This window comes from Pseudoalteromonas espejiana DSM 9414, assembly GCF_002221525.1.
Classification (GTDB): Bacteria; Pseudomonadota; Gammaproteobacteria; order Enterobacterales; family Alteromonadaceae; genus Pseudoalteromonas; species Pseudoalteromonas espejiana.
This window is the reverse complement of sequence record NZ_CP011029.1, coordinates 484,018-505,332: the sequence shown is the minus strand read 5'-3', so window position 1 is coordinate 505,332 and position 21,315 is coordinate 484,018. Positions and strand designations below refer to the sequence as shown.

Below are 21,315 nucleotides of genomic sequence, written 5' to 3'. Positions count from 1 at the left end.
TGAAAATAAAAACAAGGAAGTATGAAAAATAAACACTGCATATTTGTATCATTACATGCAAAGCAATAAAAAAGCCAAGTATGGCTTGGCTTTTTTATAATAGTTTAAAGGGGGTTTTTAACCCGTGACACCAGTAATTGCTCTACCCTTATCCCCTCAACATCGACTACTTCAAACTTAAACCCATTAAAGCTTAAATGTTCTGCGCGTTTAGGAATCCGTTTCATGGTGTAAATTAAAAAACCGGCTACTGTTTCAAAATGCATTTGATCAGGAAATTCTTCAATATCTAAAACCTTAGCTAAATCAGAAATGGGCGTTAAACCATCTACCAGCCATGAATTTTCATCGCGAGCAATAATAAGCTCATCACCTTGGTGCGTAATTAAATCCCCCATAAAACCTTTCATTAAATCTTTTACGGTCACTATACCAACCAATAACGCGTACTCGTTTACCACTACAGCAAACGGTTTAGCTGCACTTTTAAATGCATTTAGCGCCTCAGATAGGCTTAGTGTTTCGGGCAAGTAAAAAACATCGGCTTCAACTAGCTCTTGTTTAATCGTGGCAGGCTCACCTTTAAGCACTTGGCGTAGTATATCTTTTGACTCTACCGAGCCGCGTAATTTATCTAAATTACCCGACACCACTAAAAAATGATTATGAGGGTGATCTATAATTTTGGTGGCTATATCGTGGCTACTTTCATTTAAATCAAAATATACAATTTGGTCGCGTGGTGTCATTACACTTGATAAAAACCGCGCTTCTAAATCAAAAACGTTACCTATTAGCTCGTATTCTTGTTGCTGTAAGCTGCCATACTCTGCGCCAGCATCCATCATCGCAACTATATCTTCTGTTGTTACAATGTCTTCACGCTCAGCAGGTACTTTAAATAAACGCAGTACAAAGTTGGTTACACCATTAAAAAACATTACCAGCGGTGTAAGCGCAAACGTAACCCAGCGCATAATAGTCACCACTCTTACCGCTACAGCCTCAGGCATGATCATCGCTAAACGCTTTGGCATTAAATCGGCAAACAAAATAAACAATGAGGTAATAGTAAAAAATGAAAATAAAAAGCTAATTTTTTCTACGTGCTCACCCTGATAAAAAATCACCAGTACACTTTGAACATAAGGCGACAACGCTTGCTCACCCACAATACCGCCTAAAATGGCAATAGCATTAAGCGCTATTTGTATCATCGCAAAAAATGCTCCAGGGTTTTCTTGTAGCTTTAATACCGCCGCTGCATTATCGCTGCCTTCATCTGCCATTACTCGCAGCTTAATTTTACGCGATGCAGCTATTGCAATTTCCGACATTGCAAACAACGCACTGATCAAGATCAACAAGCTAATCCCGATTAAATCACCCATTTAACGCTCCAAAAAGTTAGCGCTTTTTCAATAAAAAGCAGCTGATTATAGTCGGTTTTTTAAGCGCGGCAATTTATATTTATAGAATTTAATAAAATACGTTTAGGTAACTGAATTATATTATTTTTTTTGCTTTTTAGCTTCATCAAACGCGGCTGAAAGACGATCTTGCAGGCTTTGAGGCATATTGACGTTGCAGGCAAAATACAAAGGAGATTGCTGAGTGTTAAGGTTGAGGATGGGCTCGAGTAGCTTCAGTTTTGGCTCAAATTGTGCGCGGTACTTAAATTGCTTTTTACTTAAAATAACAAAATCTAAAATATCGTAGCGAGTGCTTATGAGTTTGTCTATTTTATCTAGGCTATCAATAATTAATAAGTTTTTTGATTCGCTAAAACCACGCTCCAATAAGTAATGATGACTAAAGTTATCGCGAAGCACCGCCGTTTTATATTCTTTTGCATCATTGAGTGTTTTTAAGCGAATATTACGTGATTTAAGCGCATAAATGGCAGAGTCAAAACTTTCAAGTTCGGCAACCCAACTAAATTTATCTTCTCGTTTAGGTAACCTTACAATTGAAAAAATACATGTATTAGTGTCTCTTAATACTGCGTTATAAGAGAGCGCCCAGCTGTGCGCCAGCATAGTGTATTTTATATCTGAGTTATCAAGTGCACTTTTTACTTTATCGACCGAGCGACCCGCTAATTGTCCGTTTTCATCAATATATTGAAAGTCAGGAAAAACCTCCGTAACAATAGTAATTTCAGCTGCATTAACCCTTATGCATGCAAAACACAGAATAAGTAAATACAACTTCATTTAATTACGCCTTTAAACTATGAATGGGTATAAACCAACTATAGTTGAGGGTAACCGTACCGCTAGTTTTTAGCCTAATAAACCTAGCCCTATACGCTGATAGGACTAGATTTTTTAAGTTTTAACTTACTATTTGTTCATTGCGCCAATTAAAAATGCAGAAATTTTAGCGCCCTCACGTAGCGTTGTTTCTGAACTTGATTGACCTACTAAAGAGCTGTCGGTAAATGGGGCTATTTCCATCATATCCGCGCCGGTAATAGGAAACTCATCAGCAATAGCCGATAAAATATCAAGTGCGTGCTGTGGGGTTAAACCGTTATCTTCTGGCGTGCCCGTTGCTGATGCAAATTCGGCATCTAGCGCATCTATATCAAAGCTTACATACACTTCATCTACCTTATCAGCTTTTAACTGTCCAATGGTTTCGGCAGCAACCGCTTTAGCACCACGTTCTATTATTTCAGCAGCCCAATGCTGTTTAACACCAAAGGTGCTTTCCCAATGCGCTTTTGGTTTACCGCTTGAACGTATACCAAATTGAATTAAATGATGCGGCGCCGGTAAAAATTCTAAAATATGTGTACACCACGAACCAAAGCATAAATCTATACCTAAACGCTCTACTAATAAATCTGTGTGCGCATCAAAGTGAATAATGGCAGTACGCTTACCTTGCTCACGCTTTGCTTTTAAGTACGCTTTAGTTAGCGGGTAGCTAATTGAATGATCGCCACCTATACCAAAAATACCCTTGTCTTTAAACGTTGCATAAAAGCTATCGCACACGTCTTCAGTAATTGAAAGCGGGCTTACGTAATAATCATCATTTTCATCACCGTAAAGGGCTTTTTGACAATTAGAAATGGTTGCATCGTTTAAGTATTTATCGTGCAATAAGTGAGGTATTACCCGTACATCGCCTAAATCGAATGAGTGACACTGCGGTTGTTGATCTATCAGCGCAGAGCGCACAAACAATGGCCCCCAGTTTGCGCCACGTAAAATACCACCACCACAATCTGAGCTAATGCCCAGCATAACCGCTTTGTGTGGCGAGTTTGGTAGCTCAGTTAAAGAGTCGCGCCAAAGCGTGTCTACGTTTTCACTTTGCCCATACAATTTATTACGTAAGGCCGCTTTGCGCTCTTTTGCGGTATTTACTGTAAATACGCCATCGCCAGGTGCGCATAAGCAGTGTTCTACTTTTCGTTTAAACGCGTCAAATTGTGTGCTCATAATAAATCCTATACTTGTGTATTCTTATTCACGTGATTTTGATTAGTTATGCAAAAACTAAAAAAGATTGAGTATTTGCAAATAACTTTTTTCTTGTTTACTTAATCGGCTTACTATTTTAGGCGCTGCTGTAGCACAAGCTACATATAAACTAACAAACAGCTCGTAACACATTGATAAACATTAATTAAAGCTAATAAAAACCACTTATTGATAAACTTAAATTATCACCATAGCAAATACATATAGGGTATGAATTAACAAGTCAACCACCCGATTTTAAACAGATTTTGCGCGTATGATTTAATATTCAGTGTTGATGAATAAACCTAGCATTTATCAGTATTTTTCAACAACGGACATACGTCCTGTACATCATTTACATTTGTCGTAATGATGCTAGATTGACAACAAATTTTTATAAAAGGCTTAGTTATGGAAAAGGTATTTCACTTAGGATTATGCATTGACGATTTAAAAGGGGCGCAGCTTGCCATTGTACCGGGTGACCCAGATCGTGCAGCACGCATTTCGCAATTCCTAGATAACCCAACCTGCCTAGCTCAAACACGTGAGTTTCATGTTTATTTAGGCCAGATGAATGGTCACTCTGTAGTGATTTGTTCAACCGGTATTGGCGGCCCATCTACATCAATTGCAGTAGAAGAGTTAGCGCAACTTGGTGTTCGTACTTTTTTACGTATTGGTACTACAGGTGCTATTCAGCCACATATTAACGAAGGTGATATTTTAGTTAGCCAAGCATCAGTGCGTTTAGATGGCGCAAGCCAGCACTTTGCACCGCTTAGCTACCCTGCTGTGTCTGACTTTTTTGCTACACAAGCTATGGTGCAAGCATGTAAAAACCTAGATATTGATTTTCATATTGGTATTACTGCATCGAGCGATACGTTCTACCCAGGCCAAGAGCGTTACGATACGCACTCGGGCTACGTACCAAAGTCGTTACAAGGTAGCTGTGAAGAATGGCAAAACCTAGGCGTGATGAACTACGAAATGGAGTCGGCGACATTATTTACAATGTGTGCAGCCCTTGGCCTTAAAGCTGCGTGTGTTGCCGGTGTGCTGGTAAACCGTACTCGTCAAGAAATTCCAAATGTTGACCACGGTGAAATCGAGAAAAAATCTGTAGCAGTGGTATTAGAAGCTGCAAAAGTACTATTAGGCTAATCCCTTCTTAGCACTTTAATTAAACGTATAAAGCACAGCAATTGCTGTGCTTTATTGTTTTTAGCTTAACCTTAGCTCTGCGCTTATCACTTCTATTTCAGGTAGGTTGTCAAAGCTTGCGAGTACGGCACGTGCCACACCACCTTGATTTTCATGACCTTGTGTTTCTAAAAGGGTAATTGCTTGTACCGTATTACCATTAAAGCTAAGCCCCGCTAAAAACAGCTGACTAAGCGCACTTTGCAGTGGTGAAAGGCTTGGGCTATAAGCTGCATTTTCTGCGTAACTGCCGTAAAAATCACCATCGTCAAAAGTACTAATTTTAACAGCACTAAAATTTTGGCTATAGGGTACATACGCATTTAGCGCCATGGCTGCTAATTTGTCATCAAGCTCAGTATTAGCAAACGCTTGTTGATGAGGCTTTGGATTAAACAAACTAAATTCGTTACCTAAATCGGTAGGCCCAAATGAATGTGGTAGTAAATCAGCGAGTTTAAAATGCTTCTCTGGCAGTAAAATATCAAATTCTTTGGCATCGGCCAGCTCATTCATAAACTGCCTACAATAGCCGCATGGTGCATCACTAATTGCTATTTTGACTATTTTTTTAGCGCCGTTTAGCCAAGCATTATTAATAGCCGACTGCTCAGCATGTACCACGAGGCTAAGTGCTTGATGGTCAAACTCTACATTAGCACCAAAATAAAAATTTACATCGCCTTGCTCATCAAGCGCTTTAACAATTGCACCTACATGAAAGTGTGAAACGGGAGCCACTGAAAATTCAGAGGCAAGCGGTACCAAACCTTGTAATAACGCATCATCGGATACATTAAATTGCGCACATAGTTGTTTTATATTATTAGAATTTAAAATGCCGCGTTGGGTTTTTAACTGACCGCGTAAAGCTTGAGTTTGCGCTACGCTTAAAGAGATATGTGAATTTGTAAGGGCTGTGTCTTGTTGCACAGTAAAAGTTGCTGAAGCCATAACATATTATAATTATTCAATGGCTAAGTAGTTTAAAAGGTTAAGGCCCAAATTGCTAGGGCCTGTTGACCTTTCAGGATTAAAATTTGTTCTAACTAGGGACGATTTAATCGTGGCGCGAGGTTTGTAACCTAGTGGGCTAAGTAAAAACCGAGCAAAGCTTCCGCGTCCTGCTCTCGCCCCTTACCTACATCCATGTAGGCAACAAAGAGTTAATCGTCCCTAGGACGAACCTTCAGGCAGCGCGTGTTTGGTATTTATACTGCGTTATCGCCTATTTATGGGGAATAACCACACTACATAGACTCTGCCTTGCCTAAATACCAAACACACTGCTGCAAATTTAACCTCGAAAGATAAACAGGCCCTATGTCATTAAACGCAAAAAAAGGAACACACCGTGTTCCCTTTTAAAATAACGTTTACATTAAATTAGTGATTCACTATCACTATAATAAAGTCACGTAATTAACCTGTATTGCGCATACCTGCCGCAATACCTGTCATGGTGATCATTAATGCATTATCAATGTCGCCTTCGCTGCCCATTTCGCTTGAACGTGCACGTCGTAGTAGCTCAACTTGCAGTACATTAAGCGGATCAGTGTACGGATTACGAAGTCCAATAGACTCTTTGATCCATGGTTGGTCCGCTAATAAGCTTTTTTGCGGGCTGAGTGACTGAACAAGGCTAATCGCTTCTTCAAGCTCTTTACGCAGTGACACACCCAGTGGTTTGTACATATCCTCCACCAGCGCGTTATCGTAATGCTCACTTAACCAGCTGTCGGCTTTACTAAATACCATTTCTAGCATTTCTAGGCGCGCTCTGAAGAACGGCCATTGCAGGCTCATTTCATGTAGCGTTTCAAGTCCATACTTATCAAGCGCTGCTTTTAAGCCTGTTAATGCACCTAGCCATGCAGGCAGCATTAAACGGTTTTGACTCCATGCAAAAATCCACGGAATGGCACGTAAACTTTCTACGCCACCATTTGGATTACGCTTAGCAGGGCGTGAGCCTAATGGTAATTTAGACAGCTCAAGCTCTGGGGTAGCCATTCTAAAGTAAGGTACAAAGTTTTCATCATGACGAACTACATTACGGTAATGCTCACACGACTCTTCAGTTATTAACTTCATTACTTCACGCCACTGCGGTTTTGGCTCCGGTGGTGGTAATAAGTTACTTTGCAGTACTGCACCTGCGTAAATATTTAAGCTTTGCAGTGCAACATCTGGTAAACCAAACTTAAAGCGGATCATTTCGCCCTGCTCAGTTACACGTAAGCCGCCTTTTAAAGAACCTGGTGGTTGTGAATGTAGCGCTTGAGCAGCAGGTGCCCCGCCACGCCCAACTGTACCGCCACGGCCGTGAAATAAAACAAGCTCAATGCCACGTTCATCGGCAAGCTGTACTAATTTATCCATTGCTTCGTACTGCGCCCAACCTGCAGCCATCATGCCTGCATCTTTGGCAGAATCAGAATAACCAATCATTACATTTTGCGTGTTTTTAATGTGCCCGCGATACCACACGTTATCAAGCAGTGTAGTAATTACATCGCTACCCGCATTTAAATCGTCAAGTGTTTCAAATAATGGCGCAACGGGTAAATCAAACTGACAACCACTTTCTTTTAACAGTAGCTGTACCGCTAAAATATCTGAGGCAGTACGCGCCATTGAAATGATGTATAAGCCAAATGTTTTTTCATCTTGCTTTGCAATTACATCGAAGGTGTCGAGTACTTCTTGCACCTCTGGGCTTGGTTGCCAATTTTTAGGGATGAGCGGGCGACGAGAATTAAGCTCAGTAAGCAAAAATGCTTGCTTGTCTTGCTCTTGCCACTGGTTGTAATCACCTAAGCCTAAGTGGCGTGTTAGCTCTGAAAACACATCGCTGTGACGATCAGAATCTTGGCGTACATCTAATTTAGCTAAACGCAGGCCAAAGCTATTAATACGGTGCAGTAAATCAAGTAATAAGCCATCAGCAACTACTTTCATGTTGCACTTTAATAACGAGCGGTAACACACTTCTATTGGGTGTTTAATTTGATTAATATCAGTAATTAAATCTTGTGAGTCACTGCGCTTATTTTTAATTTTAGCGCCTAAATGAGCCACAGTTTCAGCAACTTGCGTTTTAAGCTTTTTAATTACTGCACGGTATGGTTCAAATTCTTGCCCTGCAAGTTCAATAAGCTCATCGCTTGCATCAGACATAGAAAGCTCAGCGCACAATGTTTTTAAGTCTTGAATATATAAATTAAGCGCCATCCAACGACCGTGATCAAGTACTTCAGAAGTCACTTGCGCGGTCACAAACGGGTTACCGTCGCGGTCTCCCCCCATCCAAGAGGTAAACTCTATGGGGCTGTAATCGATTGGTAATTCTAAACTTAAATGCTCTTTTACTTGATCTGAAAACTCACGTAAAAAACGCGGCACAGCATGCCACAAGCTATTTTCAATAACTGCATAGCCCCATTTAGCTTCATCAATAGGCGTAGGACGCGAACGACGAATGTCGTCTGTGTGCCACGCTTGGCTAATAAGCTGTGCAATACGGTTTAAAATAGCAGTGCGTTCTTGCTCTAAATTATCTTTGCGTTCAAGTGATGCTAAACATTCACTGAGTTCAACCTGTTTGTTGATCATTGTGCGGCGCGTCACCTCGGTTGGGTGAGCAGTTAATACTAAGTTTATGTGGAGTTTTGAGAGTGTTTCGGCCAGATGATTACTGTCTAATTGGCCTTCTTTTGCTTTTGCAGTTAACGTTTTTAATGTTTGAGTGAGAGGGTTTAGTTGGCAAAAGCCAACATCATTAAAACGCGAAACAGTGTGGAACTGCTCTGCTACATTAGCTAAATTTAAAAAATGATTAAATGAACGGGCAACCGGTAAAAGCTCTTCGTCACTAAGCGCATGTAATACTTCTATTAATGCTTGACGGTCGTCTTCGTTACCACTGCGAGATGACTTTGATAAAGCTCGAATTTCTTCTACTTTATCTAAAATCGCTTGGCCTTGGGCATCTTTAATTGTTTGCCCTAATAATTGCCCTAGTAAATTTACATTACCTCGCAAGGCGGCATATTGTTCACTCATTTCTCAGTCTCCTTTGTTTCGTGGAGTGCTATTAATATCATTATGAAGCAATATTTAATAGATCCATTTGCAATGCTTTGTCGTAAAAAAGTATATGAAAAATAAACGCTAACCAATTTTATGATCATTTTTTATGATGGTAACTGCCCCCTTTGTAGCACCGAAATGGCGCAGCTAAAGCAATCAGACACTAAAAATAAAATTAAGCTTGAAGATCTTAACGCCGCCGATTTTAGTGAGCGCTATTCATATATTGATAAAGATAAAGCAATGACTTATTTACAAGCGCAAACACACACTGGTGAAATGATATACGGCTTAGATGTTACATACCAAGCATGGAAAATTGTAGGTAAGCATCGCTGGTTGAAAATTTTTCGCTTGCCAATAATTAGTTTCTTCGCTGACTGCGGATACTTGTTTTTTGCAAAGTATAGGCACTCAATTAGCCGCTTTTTAATGCCAAATACCAAATGTTCAAATGGCCAATGTAGTATTAAAACCAGAGGTGTTAAATGAAAACGATTGTTTTATTTGGCGCAAGTAGTGCAATAGCAAAAGCCTATATTGAGCATTTACAAATTAATGTGCCGCTTTATCAAATTGTATGCGTAAGCGCTAAATCTACTGAGCCAGATGGCAGTGTTGTTTACTTAAAAACCGATTACACAAAGCAAAGCCTAGCTAAAGTAACCGCCTACTTAAAAGAGCAAAATGCTGATATAAAACAAGTTATTATGTTTAATGGCACACTGCACAACAAAACCCACATGCCTGAAAAAAAGCTAGAAGATTTAAACGCCGATTACTTTAACGAATTATTTAGCGCTAACACACTTACTCCCCTGCTGTGCTTACAGAGCATTTTGCCGCTTTTAACACATAAAACGCATTGCACAATAACGGCGCTCAGTGCGCGGGTTGGCAGTATTAACGATAATAAATTGGGCGGTTGGTATACTTATCGGGCATCTAAAGCGGCCTTAAACATGCTGTTTAAAACCGCAGCGGTAGAACTAGCTCGCCGGGCTAAAAATACCAAGCTGGTGTTATTTCACCCGGGCACAACCGATACAGTGCTTTCAAAACCATTTCAAAAAAACGTACCTGCGGGAAAGCTTTTTACAGCTGAATTTGTAGCTAAGCAGCTTTTTACACTCACATTTAATAACCCTCATATAGAACTTAATGGTGAACCGGCCTATTTAGATTGGCAAGGGGACACCATACCGTGGTAAGGACCTTTAATGCATTTTACTAAAGAGCGCATAAACGCACTTGAAAAACACACCCGTACTCATTTAATTAATTCGCTTTCGGGTTTTAAAAGCGCCAACTTAATTGGCACGCAAGACAAACAAGGCAACACTAATCTTGCCATTGTTAGCTCTGTTATACATTTAGGTGCTCACCCGCCACTGGTTGGCATGATCATGCGCCCCAATAGCGTGCCCCGCCATACGTTTGAAAACATCATAGAAACGGGTAGTTACACCATTAACCAAGTTAATAAAGCTATTTATAAGCAAGCTCATCAAACCTCAGCCCGCTACGATAAAGGCGAGTCAGAATTTGACGCAACAGGTTTAACGCCAGAATACTTAAATGAATTTACAGCCCCATTTGTGCAAGAGTCGCGATTAAAATACTCTGTAAAATTCGTTGAGCACCAACACTTAGCCGTTAATGGCACCGAGTTGGTTATAGGTGAAATTACCGATGTATATTTAGACGAAGTTGCCCTGCAAAGCGATGGCTTTTTAGACTTGCAAGCAATAGAAACAGTGGCTGTAACTGGGCTAGATAGCTACCACACTAGTAATAAATTAACACGCCTTGCTTACGCAAAAAAATAGCAAAAATGGGCATTTACGCCCATTTCCACACTACATAGCTTTTTACTTGGGCCAGCCTCATTAAAGTAATTATAAATGCGGCTGGTCGCAGATAATTGAATTTAAAACATACATTATTCACAATGTTAAAAAATTCTAAGGAGAAGCCTATGAGCACAATCGGTGTGGGTATCAATACCCCAGAGCAAGCGCTGGCCAGTTTAAGTAACATGACCCATTCGGTACAGCCTATTCAAGCTGATGAACATATTGAGCGAATAGCAAAAGCGCAAGCTTATATGGCGGCCAATAACATAGATGCCATTTATTTAAACGCAGGGTCAAACCTCACCTACTTTACAGGTATGAAATGGTATGCAAGCGAGCGAATGGTTGGCGCAATACTCCCTGCTGTTGGTGAAGTACAATACATAGCCCCTTATTTTGAAATTGGTACCCTAAATGGCTTTAAAGTGGTTGAAGGCCCAATTCATTGCTGGCAAGAGCACGAAAACCCTTATGCGCTATTTGTTAACGTATTAAAGCAACTAAACATTAATGCCAATGCCACAATAGGCATTGATGAAAGTGCACAGTTTTTTATATTCGATGGTATTAACAAAGCGCAAAAAAACTTAAATATAATCAATGCGCAAAGCGTTACTGCACACTGTAGAATGCATAAGTCGGTAAACGAATTAGCGCTTATGCAATGCGCAATGGACATGACCTTAGCTGTACACCAAGCAACTGCTAGCATGCTTTACGAAGGTATTACCACCACAGAAGTAGAGGCTTTTATTAAAAAAGCGCATCAAAAGGTAGGCGCGCCTGGTAACTATTTTTGCATTGTATTGTTTGGTGTGGCGACCTCATTCCCGCATGGTGTTAAAGATGCACAAGTACTTAAAAAAGGCGATATGGTATTAATAGATACCGGCTGTAAAGTATACGATTACCTATCAGACATAACCCGCACGTATGTATTTGGTGAGCCCACTATGCGCCAGCGCATGTTTTGGGATCATGAAAAAGCAGCGCAAATAGCCGCATTTAACGCCGCTAATATTGGTGCTACCTGCGAAGATGTTGACGCAGGTGCTCGTCACTATTTAGCGGCTCAAGGATTGGGACCACAGTATCAAACACCCGGCTGCCCGCATCGTACGGGCCATGGAATTGGCTTAGATATTCACGAGTGGCCTTATTTAGTAGGTGGAAACAAAACCCCACTTGCACCTGGCATGTGTTTTAGTAACGAGCCAATGCTAGTTATACCCGATGAATTTGGCGTACGTTTAGAGGATCACTTTTATATGACCGACAACGGCCCACATTGGTTTACACAACCAAGTTATAGTATTGACGACCCATTCGGGATTAACGCTTAAACCTTTTATAAAGAGCAGCCATTAGCTGCTCTTTTTAGTTTAAGGATTGATAATGCATACTTCATCCCAATATCCCTGTTATACCAAAGCAATCCGCAAAAGGATGAATATGAAAAACTTTAAAATTGATATCGTGTCAGACGTAATGTGCCCATGGTGTGTGGTAGGTTATAAAAACCTAGAGACAGCGCTTGGCCAACTTAAAGACGAAATGAGTGCAGATATTACGTGGCATCCTTTTGAGCTAAACCCTGATATGCCACTTGAAGGTCAAGATTTAAACGAACACTTAATGCAAAAGTACAACCTAAGCGAAGAGCAAGGCGATGAAAATCGTAAAAACATGTTCGAAGCAGGAAAACGTGCTGGCTTTACGTTTAATTTTGATGGCAAACGTATCATGATCAATAGCTTTGATTTACACCGCCTACTTACATGGGCGCGTGAACAAGGCAAACAAACGCAGTTAAAACTCGCCTTTTTTGAAGCACACTTCACCGATTTAAAATACTTAAATCAGGAAGACGCTCTGCTTGATGTAGTAGCGAGTGTTGGCCTTGATAAAGAACAGGCGCGTAGTATTTTACACTCAGACAAATACGTACAAACAGTGCGCCAAGAGCAAGATCGCTTTAAGCAAATGGGTATTACCTCAGTCCCTACATTTATTATCAACGATAAATATGCAATTAGTGGCGGACAACCAAGCGATTCGTTTATTCAAGCACTTAAACAAATTAGTGAAGAAGAAGCCAAGCAAGAAGTTTAGTTATTAGCTTTATAAATAAAATTGGCTAAGTATTTCAACATTAAAACGCCCGCTAATTAATAGTGGGCGTTTTTTTACAATCCTCTATAACTAACAACATATAAACTTAGTTTTTAATTAGAGAGATGAGCAGTCCAATGCTTCCTCCTGATATAACGAACTTCAACATATCTCTATTTCTTCGTTTAATTATTTTGGCATGTAACTTGTACCTATTTATCGAGTAATGCTTTAAAGAAGACATCGGCAATATTATGCCGTCTATAAACTACATCAAAACTATCCTGCTTACTATAAGAGGTATGGGTACCTGTTTAATCATATAGGGAACGTATAATGTTAAATATTGATACTACACTAAGCGTCTCTTCGCTAAATAAACTACAAATCCGTGATTTAAATGAAACTGAAATTTCTGGATTTGCAGACATTCTAAAGCAAGCAAATGAAGACACTAATACCCCAAAGGCATTTTTAAAGTCACTCACTACTGATGAACTACAACTCGTAAAAAAAGCCAATAGCCTCGCCTCTACTATTAATGTTGATTCATTAAGTGCCGAAGGTGCTCAAAATCTATTAAGCCAACCTGATGGCTCAGATTTGGTAGATTTAAATAATGATGGCATCGTTGAAATAGGTGAGTCTAGAAGTATACATTTCCCTCCTGTTAATGCGCCTTTGCATGTGAAAACAGCATGGAATAAAGCAACAGAGGGTTTGGATTGGGCCGAAAAAGCAAGCATTGAACTAACACTGCATTCTATGGTGTATGGATTCAATATTAACGGCTCCGGTACAAAAGATGCACTTGCACCGCAGGAGCAATGTAACAAAACTAATATTGATGCGCTATCTGAGTATGCTTATTCGAATTTGGAATTTAGAGTAAACTTAGAAGGTTGGAGCGATTACAATAAACAGCTCAACGATGTTTACGATAAATTTTTTACTTCTGTTTTGCAACATAACACTAATGCCTCACTGTCGGAGTTTGACGCTTCAAAGTAACGCCCCATTCACCAGAGGAAACGATGTCATGTAAATCAATGGCTGCAGTGATTTGTGTAGATAGTTATGGGCGCACAAGTAATATTAAAGTTATTAACGCAAAACCTGAGCAAGTGTTTAATAGCGAAGCCAAGCGTGCCCTATCTAAATGGCAATACTCACCTAAAGTTGTTAATGGTGTTGCTGTACCTGACAAAAACTTAGAAATGACAATTGAGTTTAATTTGGATAATTAATAATCGGGTAAGGTTATAACTAAAAGGCTGCGTTGGACAGCCTTTATATAAAACGCCAACAAATAATTAAGTACGGTAAAGTACTTTAATAACATGCCAGCCAAATTTAGTTTTAACTAAATGCGGCTCTAAAATTGCGCCATTAAAGGCTATTTTGTCAAACTGCGGAACCATTTGCCCGCGTCTAAATTCGCCTAGGTCACCGCCTTTTTTACCCGATGGGCACGACGAATATTTTTTAGCTAAGGTTTGAAACTTTGCACCTTTACCTAATTGCTTAATAATGTCTTCTGCTATTTCTTTGTGCTTAACCAAAATATGAAGTGCATGTGCTGTGTTTGCCATGAAAAAAACCTTTTATACCGTTAGCTAAAATTAAACGCGGCGATTTTAGCACAGCCACATAAACCTAGCATCTACTTATACTCCAATGTGTGAATGACTAATTTATAAGTAATGTTTTGCATCATCTGGGCTGGGTATTCTGCAATAGTTGTACTTGCCAAATAAGGTATAACGTTTTAAAGCAATTTTATCGTACAGCCAATTATTAAAGGTGTTAGGTAAAATACTAAATACAGTGGCGAGTTTATAGGGGTAACCTAGCTGCTTTACTACTTCAAAAAAAGCATGGCTTTGCGTGTACGCTTTACCGTTTTGTAGGTAAACCATTGAGGCGTATTGTGTGGTTGAAAAACCAAAGTGAGTTAATAGCAGTGCACCTTTTGGTGATTGCACGCTGCATAGTTTAAAAATGACATTGGCATCGTTACTAATTATAAAATTACACCACGCACTACATAATTTACACTGCGCATCGAATAATATAATTTTTTGATTACGCATTAATGTAGCCGCATCATCACTCATTTTATATCCTTTAAGCGGTTACTGCTGAACCGGCTTTTTTTGTAACTTACGCTGCAATGTGCGCCTGTGCATATTTAACTGCCTCGCAGTGGCCGATACATTACCATTATTACTATGCAGTACTTGCTGAATGTGCTCCCACTCTAAACGCTCTGGCGACATAACTGGTGTTACAATACTGCTCACATTTTGCGTATTTAAATCGTTGTTTAGCGCCTTTAATAATGAGGCCATATCAACGGGTTTAGTAAGGTAGTCGTCAGCGCCCAAACGCATGGCCTCTACTGCGGTGGCTATGCTTGCAAATCCGGTTAGTAATACAATATGCGCCTGCGCTAATAAGCTGCGCAGTGGCTTAATTAAGGCAAGGCCGTTATCGTCACCCAATTTCATATCGAGCAAAATACAATCTGGCAAGTATTTATGCGCACTTAGTAATGCATCACTTTGATTATGCGCAACCTCACAACTATAGCCTTGTTTTGTTAAACGCCTAGCGAGGGTGCTGGCTAGGTTTATATCGTCTTCAATTATAAGTAATTTCATGTATGTGACTGCTCATTATTTACTATGGCTAATTTTACTTTAGCAACCGCCCCGCCACCAGCATGATTATACAAAGTAAGCGAGCCGTTTAGGCGCTCAAACGTTACATTAGAAAGCAAAACCGCAAGCCCCATACCTTGGCTACTAGGCATAAGTTGCCCACCAAGCTCTGCTAACTGTGATTGGCTAAAACCGCTGCCAAAATCACGAATTAGCAAATATACACATTCACTATGTTGATTATTTTGCTGCCAGCGTAGCTCTAACTCGGTTTGGTTATTTTTTTGATTAGCAATGCATGCATTTTGTAGCAAATTGAGAATAGCAGGTAATAGCATTGCATCACTTTTTAAGGTGGCTGCTATTGGCTCACTTAACCAATTAATGTGCTGATCAGGGTATTGCAGTAATAATGTGTCGGTAATTTGCGTTTGCAGTTGGCTAACTGTTGTGTGCTCTTTGGTATTTTTATTACGAAGCTGTGCAGAGAGCTTTCTAAAGTCGTTTAATTGCGTAGCACACTGCTTGAGTGGCGTTCGCATCTGCTGAGCGACAGGGTTATTTGGTTGCTCTTCTAAAAGCTCTTCAAATAATAATTGTAAGTTAGCGATGGGTGTAGCGAGTTGATGGGTTATTTGCGCCGCTGCGCCATCTAGGCTTACCAGTTGCTCGTTGCGTAATTGTTTTTCGCGAGCTTTGGCTATTGTGCGTTCGCGCTCTTTTAATGCTCTACTCATAGCGCCAATAACGAGGGCGATTACGCTTGCGCTTAAAACAAAATTTACCCACATGCCTATAAAGTGCCCACTCATATTCATTTGATGCATACTATGATCGGGCATTCTAATTAATAAAAAGCTATAAGCGGCAATAGCAAGTACTGCTATATAAGCGAGTCCTTTTTCACGCAGCGTTACAGCTGCAATCATTATAGGTAATAGCAGTAACGACACAAACGCATTGGTTGCGCCACCACTTAATGAAAGCAAAATTGTTAAAAACAGCACATCAGCAGTGAGCTGCATTAACATGCCAACAGGGCGAGCTTGGCTTACATTTCGATAGGCAAATACGCTCACTAATTGAAATATAGCCTCTATCGCTATTACCACTAATAAAGGCAGTAACGCTATTTGGTGCTCTAATAAAAAATACACGCTCAGTACAGCAATTAACTGCACAACAATAGCGCCACTACGCAGCATTAAAAGGCGACTAATAGTAGGATCGGTTTGCATAAACAAGGTGTGGTTTACCTATAAAATTTAAAGCGTTAATAAGAGCAGTTAATCATCATCCATTGATATGGTAAATAGCGCGCACGGCGTTCCTTGATGAAATACCATTTTCCATTGTTCGTTACTTTTACGCCAAAGCGACATACGTAGGGAATAATTAAATTCACTCCTGGCTGAGCGCCTATAAGCAGCTTGATAACTAATTTGTGCTACATCATCGCTAAGCATTCGCCCTTTAAAGTGCTGATTATAAAACTGTGGCACAACTTCAGTAGGTAAGCGGGTAATTACATGATGTTTATCGAACACAGTGCCATTAGCTGCAATTTCAATAAACTCATCATCGAGCAAGGCATTTAATGCATCCCTTGATTGGCGTACATCTGGGTCTAATAGTTGCCGCTCAGAATCTATTAAATGATTAAATAACGACGCTTTAATTTTGCTACTCATTCACTTCCCTTTTATCAGTACAAACTTAAATTAATAATACCTTTATTTGCTTTAAATTCGAACGGTTATATTATTAAATGCCTCGTATATAAATCAAAAATTACACTAAATTAAAACTTTAAGGGACAAAATAGGGTAATAACTTCTCTTAAAGGGCAATTTTTGGTATAACTCCCCAACTAGAAATACATGTCAGACCACCTTTTAAGAGAACACACTATGTCTTACGCACATATCACTGGTTGGGGTAAATGCATTCCACCAGCAAGCATTAGCAACGATGAAATTAGCGAAATAGTTGATACCAACGATGAGTGGATCACCACACGTACAGGTATAAAGTCTCGAAGAGTTAGTCATGTAAGTACCGCTGAACTTGCAACCGTTGCTGCAAAGCACGCCATTGATTGTGCAGGTATTGACGCAAAAGATATTGATTTAGTTATTTTAGCAACGTGTACCCCTTCTACCGTAGTGGCAAATACTGCCTCTATGGTGCAAAAAAATATTGGGGCTACAGGTGCTGCAGCTATGGATACAAATGCTGCGTGTTCTGGCTTTTTATATGCACTTCAAGCTGCCACTGCACAAATTCAAGCAGGTATGATTAAAAAGGCGGTGGTTATTGCTGCTGAGCGCATGACTTGGTATGTAAACTGGGCACGTCGTGACAGCGCAGTATTATTTGGTGATGGTGCAGGTGCAGTAGTACTAGAAGCCGCAGACACACCTGCTGGCCTACTTGGTACTAAAACCGGTTGTGACAGCGAAGACAGAGATATTTTACATATCACCAACTTTGGTAGCGATTTAAATAAATATGAGCCAATTGGTCCATCTGACTTACTATTTGAAGGCCGTGAAATTTTCAAACGTGCTGTTAAAGGCATGAGCGAAGCGTGTGATGATGTATTAACGCAAGCCAATTTAAGCCTTGATGACATAAACGTATTAGTGCCACACCAAGCTAATTTACGTATTATTCAAGCAATTCAGCATCGTTTAAAAGTACCTGATGAAAAAGTAATGGTAAATATTGCTGACTACGGTAATACGTCGGCTGCAACCATTGCGATTGCATTATGTGAAGCTGTTGAAAAAGGGCTAATTAAACCACACTCAAATATTATGTCGGCAGCGTTTGGCGCCGGTTTAACGTGGGCAGCAAGCTACATAAAATGGGGCGAGCGTGTAACGCCTATTAAAGTAAGTGATGCAACCTTGCCACCTTGTGAGCTAACAGGCCTGGAGCTTGTAGCCCCAGCAGTTAAAGCATGTAAAGAAGCTGAGCCAAGCTAAAAACACATGTAATAAGCTCTACATAAACGCACTTTTTGGTGCGTTTTTGTTTTTAAGGACAATGAAATTAAGGAACTAACTATATGGGACTAACTAAATGGAAATAACTACATGGAACTTTTAGGTATTCATCATGCTGCTATTATTTGCAGTGACTATGCGCGTTCTAAACACTTTTATAGCAACATACTTAAACTTGAAGTTGTTAACGAGCACTTTAGAGCTACACGTAATTCGTATAAATTAGATTTAGCCATGCCTGATGGTAGCCAAATAGAGCTCTTTTCGTTTAATGGAGCACCTGCAAGACCAAGCTACCCAGAAGCGCAAGGCTTACGGCATCTAGCATTTAAAGTTAAAAGCGTAGCCCAAGCAAAACAGTATTTAGAGGTGCAAAATATCGCTGTGGAAGAAATAAGAGTGGATGAAATAACCGGCAAAAAATTCACCTTTTTTGCCGATCCAGATAACCTACCGCTTGAGCTATACGAGGTATAACCCTCGTATAATAGGTTTTACTTAAAGCGGCTTTGCAGGTAATTAAATACTGCACGAATCCCTAACGCTTCACCGCCCGTAGGGCGACCAGGTAAAGCACGTAAATTCCATGCCATAACATCAAAATGTACCCATGGAGTGGTTGGCTCTACAAATTCTTTTAAGTAAAGCGCTGCGGTAATTGCACCACCAAATGGTGTGCTTGCACAGTTTGCCATATCAGCTACATCGCTCTTTAAAAAGCTTTTGTACTGATCAAATAAAGGCAATTGCCACACCGGATCGCTTACATCCATTCCTGCATCAATAATACCATTTGCTACATCATGCTCTGTTGAGAAAAAGCCAGGTAGCTCAGTACCTAAAGCAACACGGCAAGCACCGGTAAGGGTCGCAAAATCTATAATTAGCTCAGGGTTATCATTTTGTGCTTCGCTTAGCGCGTCACACAATACTAAACGCCCTTCTGCGTCGGTATTATCTATTTCAACCATAATACCTTTACGTGTTTTAATTACATCACCTGGGCGAAATGCATTTCGCGATACCGCATTTTCAACCGCTGGCACTAAAACACGCAATCTAATTGGCAAGTTTGCGGCCATAATTAATTGTGCTAATGCAATTACATGCGCTGCTCCGCCCATGTCTTTTTTCATGTTACGCATGCCCGAGCTTGGTTTTAAATCAAGCCCGCCAGAATCAAAACATACCCCTTTACCTACCAAGGTAATAAGCGGTGCATCTTTTGCGCCCCATTTTAAATCAAGTAAACGCGGTTTGTTTTCGCTTGCGCGACCTACCATATGTATTGTTGGGTAATTTTGCTCTAATAACTCATCGCCAATCCACTGAGTAAACTCGCCATTGTAATTATTGGCTAAGTCTTCCATTACTTGCGATAAATGCTGCGGCATCATATCTACTGCTGGTGTGTTAACTAAATCACGTGCTAAATAAATAGCATCAGCTTGTTGCTTAATACGCTGATATAGCGCGTCATCGGCAATGGCTAATTGTGCTTTAGCAGTTGGCTTTTCTTTATATTCGCTAAATTCATAGCCGCCTAACACAAAACCAAGCGCCACTTGCTCTATAAAGGCATCATCACCTTGAATTTGATACGTGCCCAGCGGTAATTTATTTGCAAGCTCGCCTGCAGCCCAAAAGTCTTCTTTGCTGTGTAATAAACAGTATACGTGGCTTAACTCACCCGTTTGCGCGTCAGGCACAAGCGCTAAGCCTTGTTTTTCAAAACCACTATTGGTTAACCATGTTTGAATAAAAGCAGGTTGTTGAGATTGCCAGTCAGTTAACTCGTTTTTAAGAATAAAAGATAAAGGAATACCAGAAGAAGTATGACGAAGTAATGCACTCATTAAAAAGCTCATATAATAAAAAATGGTAATTAAGCATATCAATAAGGCTAGCTAAAAGGTATAGCTAATTTAGGAGGATTTATTCTTTATTTGGCTCTTTAGTGTGTTGTTTTAAATCTTCTTTAACTATTTCGGCGTCTAGCTCTTTAACAGGCTTATTAATATTAAACGAACTAGGCAATACATCAACGCCTACTAAGCTGCCAAGCTTTACTACCAAAGGAATAGTGATCGGTGCAAAGGGTAATAATGCAAATACGCCCAAGCCAAGCCCTTTTAAAATATCAACAAATTGCTCATTAGCACGCTTTAGCTCTTCTTTATTGGTTTGGCCTTGCGTGTAGCGCCTATAAATAGTGAGCATTTCTTTGGTTTCTTGTTTTTCTTGTTCGAGCGCAATTTTAAGCGCCACCATAGCACGACGAAAGCGAAGCTGTTGGCGCTTTTTACTAATTTTAACTACCCGCCAAGGCGCACGGTGAATAACTTTATATAATCGCATTCGGCTATTTTCACACAGGGTAGCATTTACACAAAGAATAATTTACTTAATAAGCGCCTTACTCTATGCTTTTGCACCATTATAGTGCTTAGCAATGATATGTTATGAATAATAATGAACACAATTTACTCACTAAACCTAACAAACCTAAACCTGATGAATGCTGTGGCGGTGGCAGCTGCAGCCCTTGCGTATGGGACGAATACAGGCAAGCACTCGCTATATGGCAAGAGCAAAAACCACATTCAAACACCAACCAAGAAACAAACCGATAACAAATAAAAACATTCGTTACGCATTAAATTTTCATTAAAGCGCAAAAACCGCACTTTATTAGTTCAAATTAGTTACATACTGCACCATTGTTGCAAATTTATTTTATTTTGAACTTTTTGTTATTAAAGCGTTAATTAATAATTGCCCTCTTAGTTTTTTATGTATAGGCTGTAGATAGGACTTCACATGAGGTGGGCTTTTAGCTTTAAGAAGTCAAGTAGGTTGGCCTTTTAACTCCCCCATGTGAACACGTCCAAAA

At 39.9% G+C, this 21,315-nt stretch carries 23 protein-coding genes; 11 read left to right on the top strand and 12 right to left on the bottom strand.

The annotated features are described in order from the left end of the window. Window positions 1-104: 104 nt before the first annotated feature. From paeA to PESP_RS19135, 3 genes are all read right to left on the bottom strand, one after another. Window positions 105-1,391, bottom strand: a complete 1,287-nt coding sequence (paeA, locus tag PESP_RS19145) for a polyamine export protein PaeA (RefSeq protein WP_089349602.1) — start codon at window positions 1,389-1,391, stop codon at window positions 105-107. Window positions 1,392-1,511: 120 nt separating this feature from the next. After that, window positions 1,512-2,216, bottom strand: coding sequence for a type 2 periplasmic-binding domain-containing protein (locus PESP_RS19140; RefSeq protein WP_089349601.1), 705 nt, complete (start codon window positions 2,214-2,216; stop codon window positions 1,512-1,514). A 129-nt stretch (window positions 2,217-2,345) separates the two neighbouring features. After that, window positions 2,346-3,455: an arginase family protein gene (locus PESP_RS19135; RefSeq protein WP_089349600.1), complete on the bottom strand. Its 1,110-nt coding sequence runs from the start codon at window positions 3,453-3,455 to the stop codon at window positions 2,346-2,348. A gap of 435 nt (window positions 3,456-3,890) precedes the next feature. Here PESP_RS19135 and udp point away from each other — a divergent pair, with 435 nt between their 5' ends. Then, window positions 3,891-4,646 (top strand): uridine phosphorylase, encoded by a 756-nt coding sequence (gene udp / locus PESP_RS19130; RefSeq protein WP_089349599.1) that lies wholly within the window; start codon window positions 3,891-3,893, stop codon window positions 4,644-4,646. Between the two features lie 60 nt (window positions 4,647-4,706). On the opposite strand, the gene cdd is transcribed toward udp, so the two are convergent. Then, window positions 4,707-5,639 carry a cytidine deaminase gene (gene cdd, locus PESP_RS19125; RefSeq protein WP_089349598.1) on the bottom strand — a complete coding sequence of 311 codons (933 nt, stop codon included), beginning with the start codon at window positions 5,637-5,639 and terminating at the stop codon, window positions 4,707-4,709. 468 nt (window positions 5,640-6,107) lie between these two features. After that, the gene (ppc, locus tag PESP_RS19120; RefSeq protein WP_089349597.1) at window positions 6,108-8,753 is read right to left on the bottom strand and encodes a phosphoenolpyruvate carboxylase; all 2,646 of its coding nucleotides are present in this window, start codon (window positions 8,751-8,753) and stop codon (window positions 6,108-6,110) included. A gap of 120 nt (window positions 8,754-8,873) precedes the next feature. Here ppc and PESP_RS19115 point away from each other — a divergent pair, with 120 nt between their 5' ends. The 7 genes from PESP_RS19115 (at window position 8,874) to PESP_RS19085 (ending at window position 13,995) form a co-directional block, all read left to right on the top strand. Next, window positions 8,874-9,272 (top strand): thiol-disulfide oxidoreductase DCC family protein, encoded by a 399-nt coding sequence (locus PESP_RS19115; protein ID WP_089349596.1) that lies wholly within the window; start codon window positions 8,874-8,876, stop codon window positions 9,270-9,272. Continuing rightward, complete coding sequence (locus PESP_RS19110; protein ID WP_089349595.1) at window positions 9,269-9,991, top strand: SDR family NAD(P)-dependent oxidoreductase; 723 nt, start codon at window positions 9,269-9,271, stop codon at window positions 9,989-9,991. Before PESP_RS19115 ends, PESP_RS19110 begins: the two co-directional genes overlap by 4 nt. A gap of 9 nt (window positions 9,992-10,000) precedes the next feature. Next, entirely contained in the window at window positions 10,001-10,609 is a 609-nt protein-coding gene (locus PESP_RS19105; protein ID WP_089349594.1) for a flavin reductase family protein, read from the top strand. Window positions 10,610-10,758: 149 nt separating this feature from the next. Then, window positions 10,759-11,979 carry a M24 family metallopeptidase gene (locus PESP_RS19100; protein ID WP_089349593.1) on the top strand — a complete coding sequence of 407 codons (1,221 nt, stop codon included), beginning with the start codon at window positions 10,759-10,761 and terminating at the stop codon, window positions 11,977-11,979. Between the two features lie 109 nt (window positions 11,980-12,088). Then, entirely contained in the window at window positions 12,089-12,748 is a 660-nt protein-coding gene (locus tag PESP_RS19095) for a DsbA family oxidoreductase (protein ID WP_089349592.1), read from the top strand. Between the two features lie 336 nt (window positions 12,749-13,084). Further along, complete coding sequence (locus PESP_RS19090) at window positions 13,085-13,759, top strand: hypothetical protein (protein WP_089349591.1); 675 nt, start codon at window positions 13,085-13,087, stop codon at window positions 13,757-13,759. Window positions 13,760-13,782: 23 nt separating this feature from the next. Further along, window positions 13,783-13,995 (top strand): TonB family protein, encoded by a 213-nt coding sequence (locus PESP_RS19085; protein ID WP_089349590.1) that lies wholly within the window; start codon window positions 13,783-13,785, stop codon window positions 13,993-13,995. A gap of 66 nt (window positions 13,996-14,061) precedes the next feature. On the opposite strand, the gene PESP_RS19080 is transcribed toward PESP_RS19085, so the two are convergent. From PESP_RS19080 to PESP_RS19060, 5 genes are all read right to left on the bottom strand, one after another. After that, a complete protein-coding gene (locus PESP_RS19080; protein WP_089349589.1) occupies window positions 14,062-14,340 on the bottom strand; it encodes a peptidylprolyl isomerase in 279 nt (92 codons plus the stop codon). A gap of 102 nt (window positions 14,341-14,442) precedes the next feature. Continuing rightward, window positions 14,443-14,865 carry a thiol-disulfide oxidoreductase DCC family protein gene (locus PESP_RS19075; protein ID WP_089349588.1) on the bottom strand — a complete coding sequence of 141 codons (423 nt, stop codon included), beginning with the start codon at window positions 14,863-14,865 and terminating at the stop codon, window positions 14,443-14,445. Window positions 14,866-14,883: 18 nt separating this feature from the next. Beyond that, window positions 14,884-15,411, bottom strand: coding sequence for a response regulator transcription factor (locus PESP_RS19070; protein ID WP_089349587.1), 528 nt, complete (start codon window positions 15,409-15,411; stop codon window positions 14,884-14,886). Then, window positions 15,408-16,649, bottom strand: coding sequence for a HAMP domain-containing histidine kinase (locus tag PESP_RS19065; protein ID WP_174694406.1), 1,242 nt, complete (start codon window positions 16,647-16,649; stop codon window positions 15,408-15,410). Before PESP_RS19065 ends, PESP_RS19070 begins: the two co-directional genes overlap by 4 nt. Before the next feature lie 48 nt (window positions 16,650-16,697). Beyond that, window positions 16,698-17,102, bottom strand: coding sequence for a nuclear transport factor 2 family protein (locus PESP_RS19060; RefSeq protein ID WP_089349585.1), 405 nt, complete (start codon window positions 17,100-17,102; stop codon window positions 16,698-16,700). A 219-nt stretch (window positions 17,103-17,321) separates the two neighbouring features. On the opposite strand from PESP_RS19060, the gene PESP_RS19055 reads away from it, so the two are divergent. Both PESP_RS19055 and gloA2 read left to right on the top strand, forming a co-directional pair. Further along, entirely contained in the window at window positions 17,322-18,401 is a 1,080-nt protein-coding gene (locus PESP_RS19055) for a ketoacyl-ACP synthase III (protein WP_089349839.1), read from the top strand. A 111-nt stretch (window positions 18,402-18,512) separates the two neighbouring features. Continuing rightward, a complete protein-coding gene (gene gloA2, locus PESP_RS19050; protein WP_089349584.1) occupies window positions 18,513-18,899 on the top strand; it encodes an SMU1112c/YaeR family gloxylase I-like metalloprotein in 387 nt (128 codons plus the stop codon). A 17-nt stretch (window positions 18,900-18,916) separates the two neighbouring features. On the opposite strand, the gene PESP_RS19045 is transcribed toward gloA2, so the two are convergent. Beyond that, complete coding sequence (locus PESP_RS19045) at window positions 18,917-20,278, bottom strand: leucyl aminopeptidase family protein (protein WP_089349583.1); 1,362 nt, start codon at window positions 20,276-20,278, stop codon at window positions 18,917-18,919. Between the two features lie 79 nt (window positions 20,279-20,357). Then, a complete protein-coding gene (locus PESP_RS19040) occupies window positions 20,358-20,780 on the bottom strand; it encodes a hypothetical protein (protein ID WP_089349582.1) in 423 nt (140 codons plus the stop codon). Window positions 20,781-20,884: 104 nt separating this feature from the next. Between PESP_RS19040 and PESP_RS19035 the strand changes: the two genes are divergently transcribed. Beyond that, a complete protein-coding gene (locus PESP_RS19035) occupies window positions 20,885-21,055 on the top strand; it encodes an oxidoreductase-like domain-containing protein (RefSeq protein WP_089349581.1) in 171 nt (56 codons plus the stop codon). The last annotated feature ends 260 nt before the right edge of the window (window positions 21,056-21,315 follow it).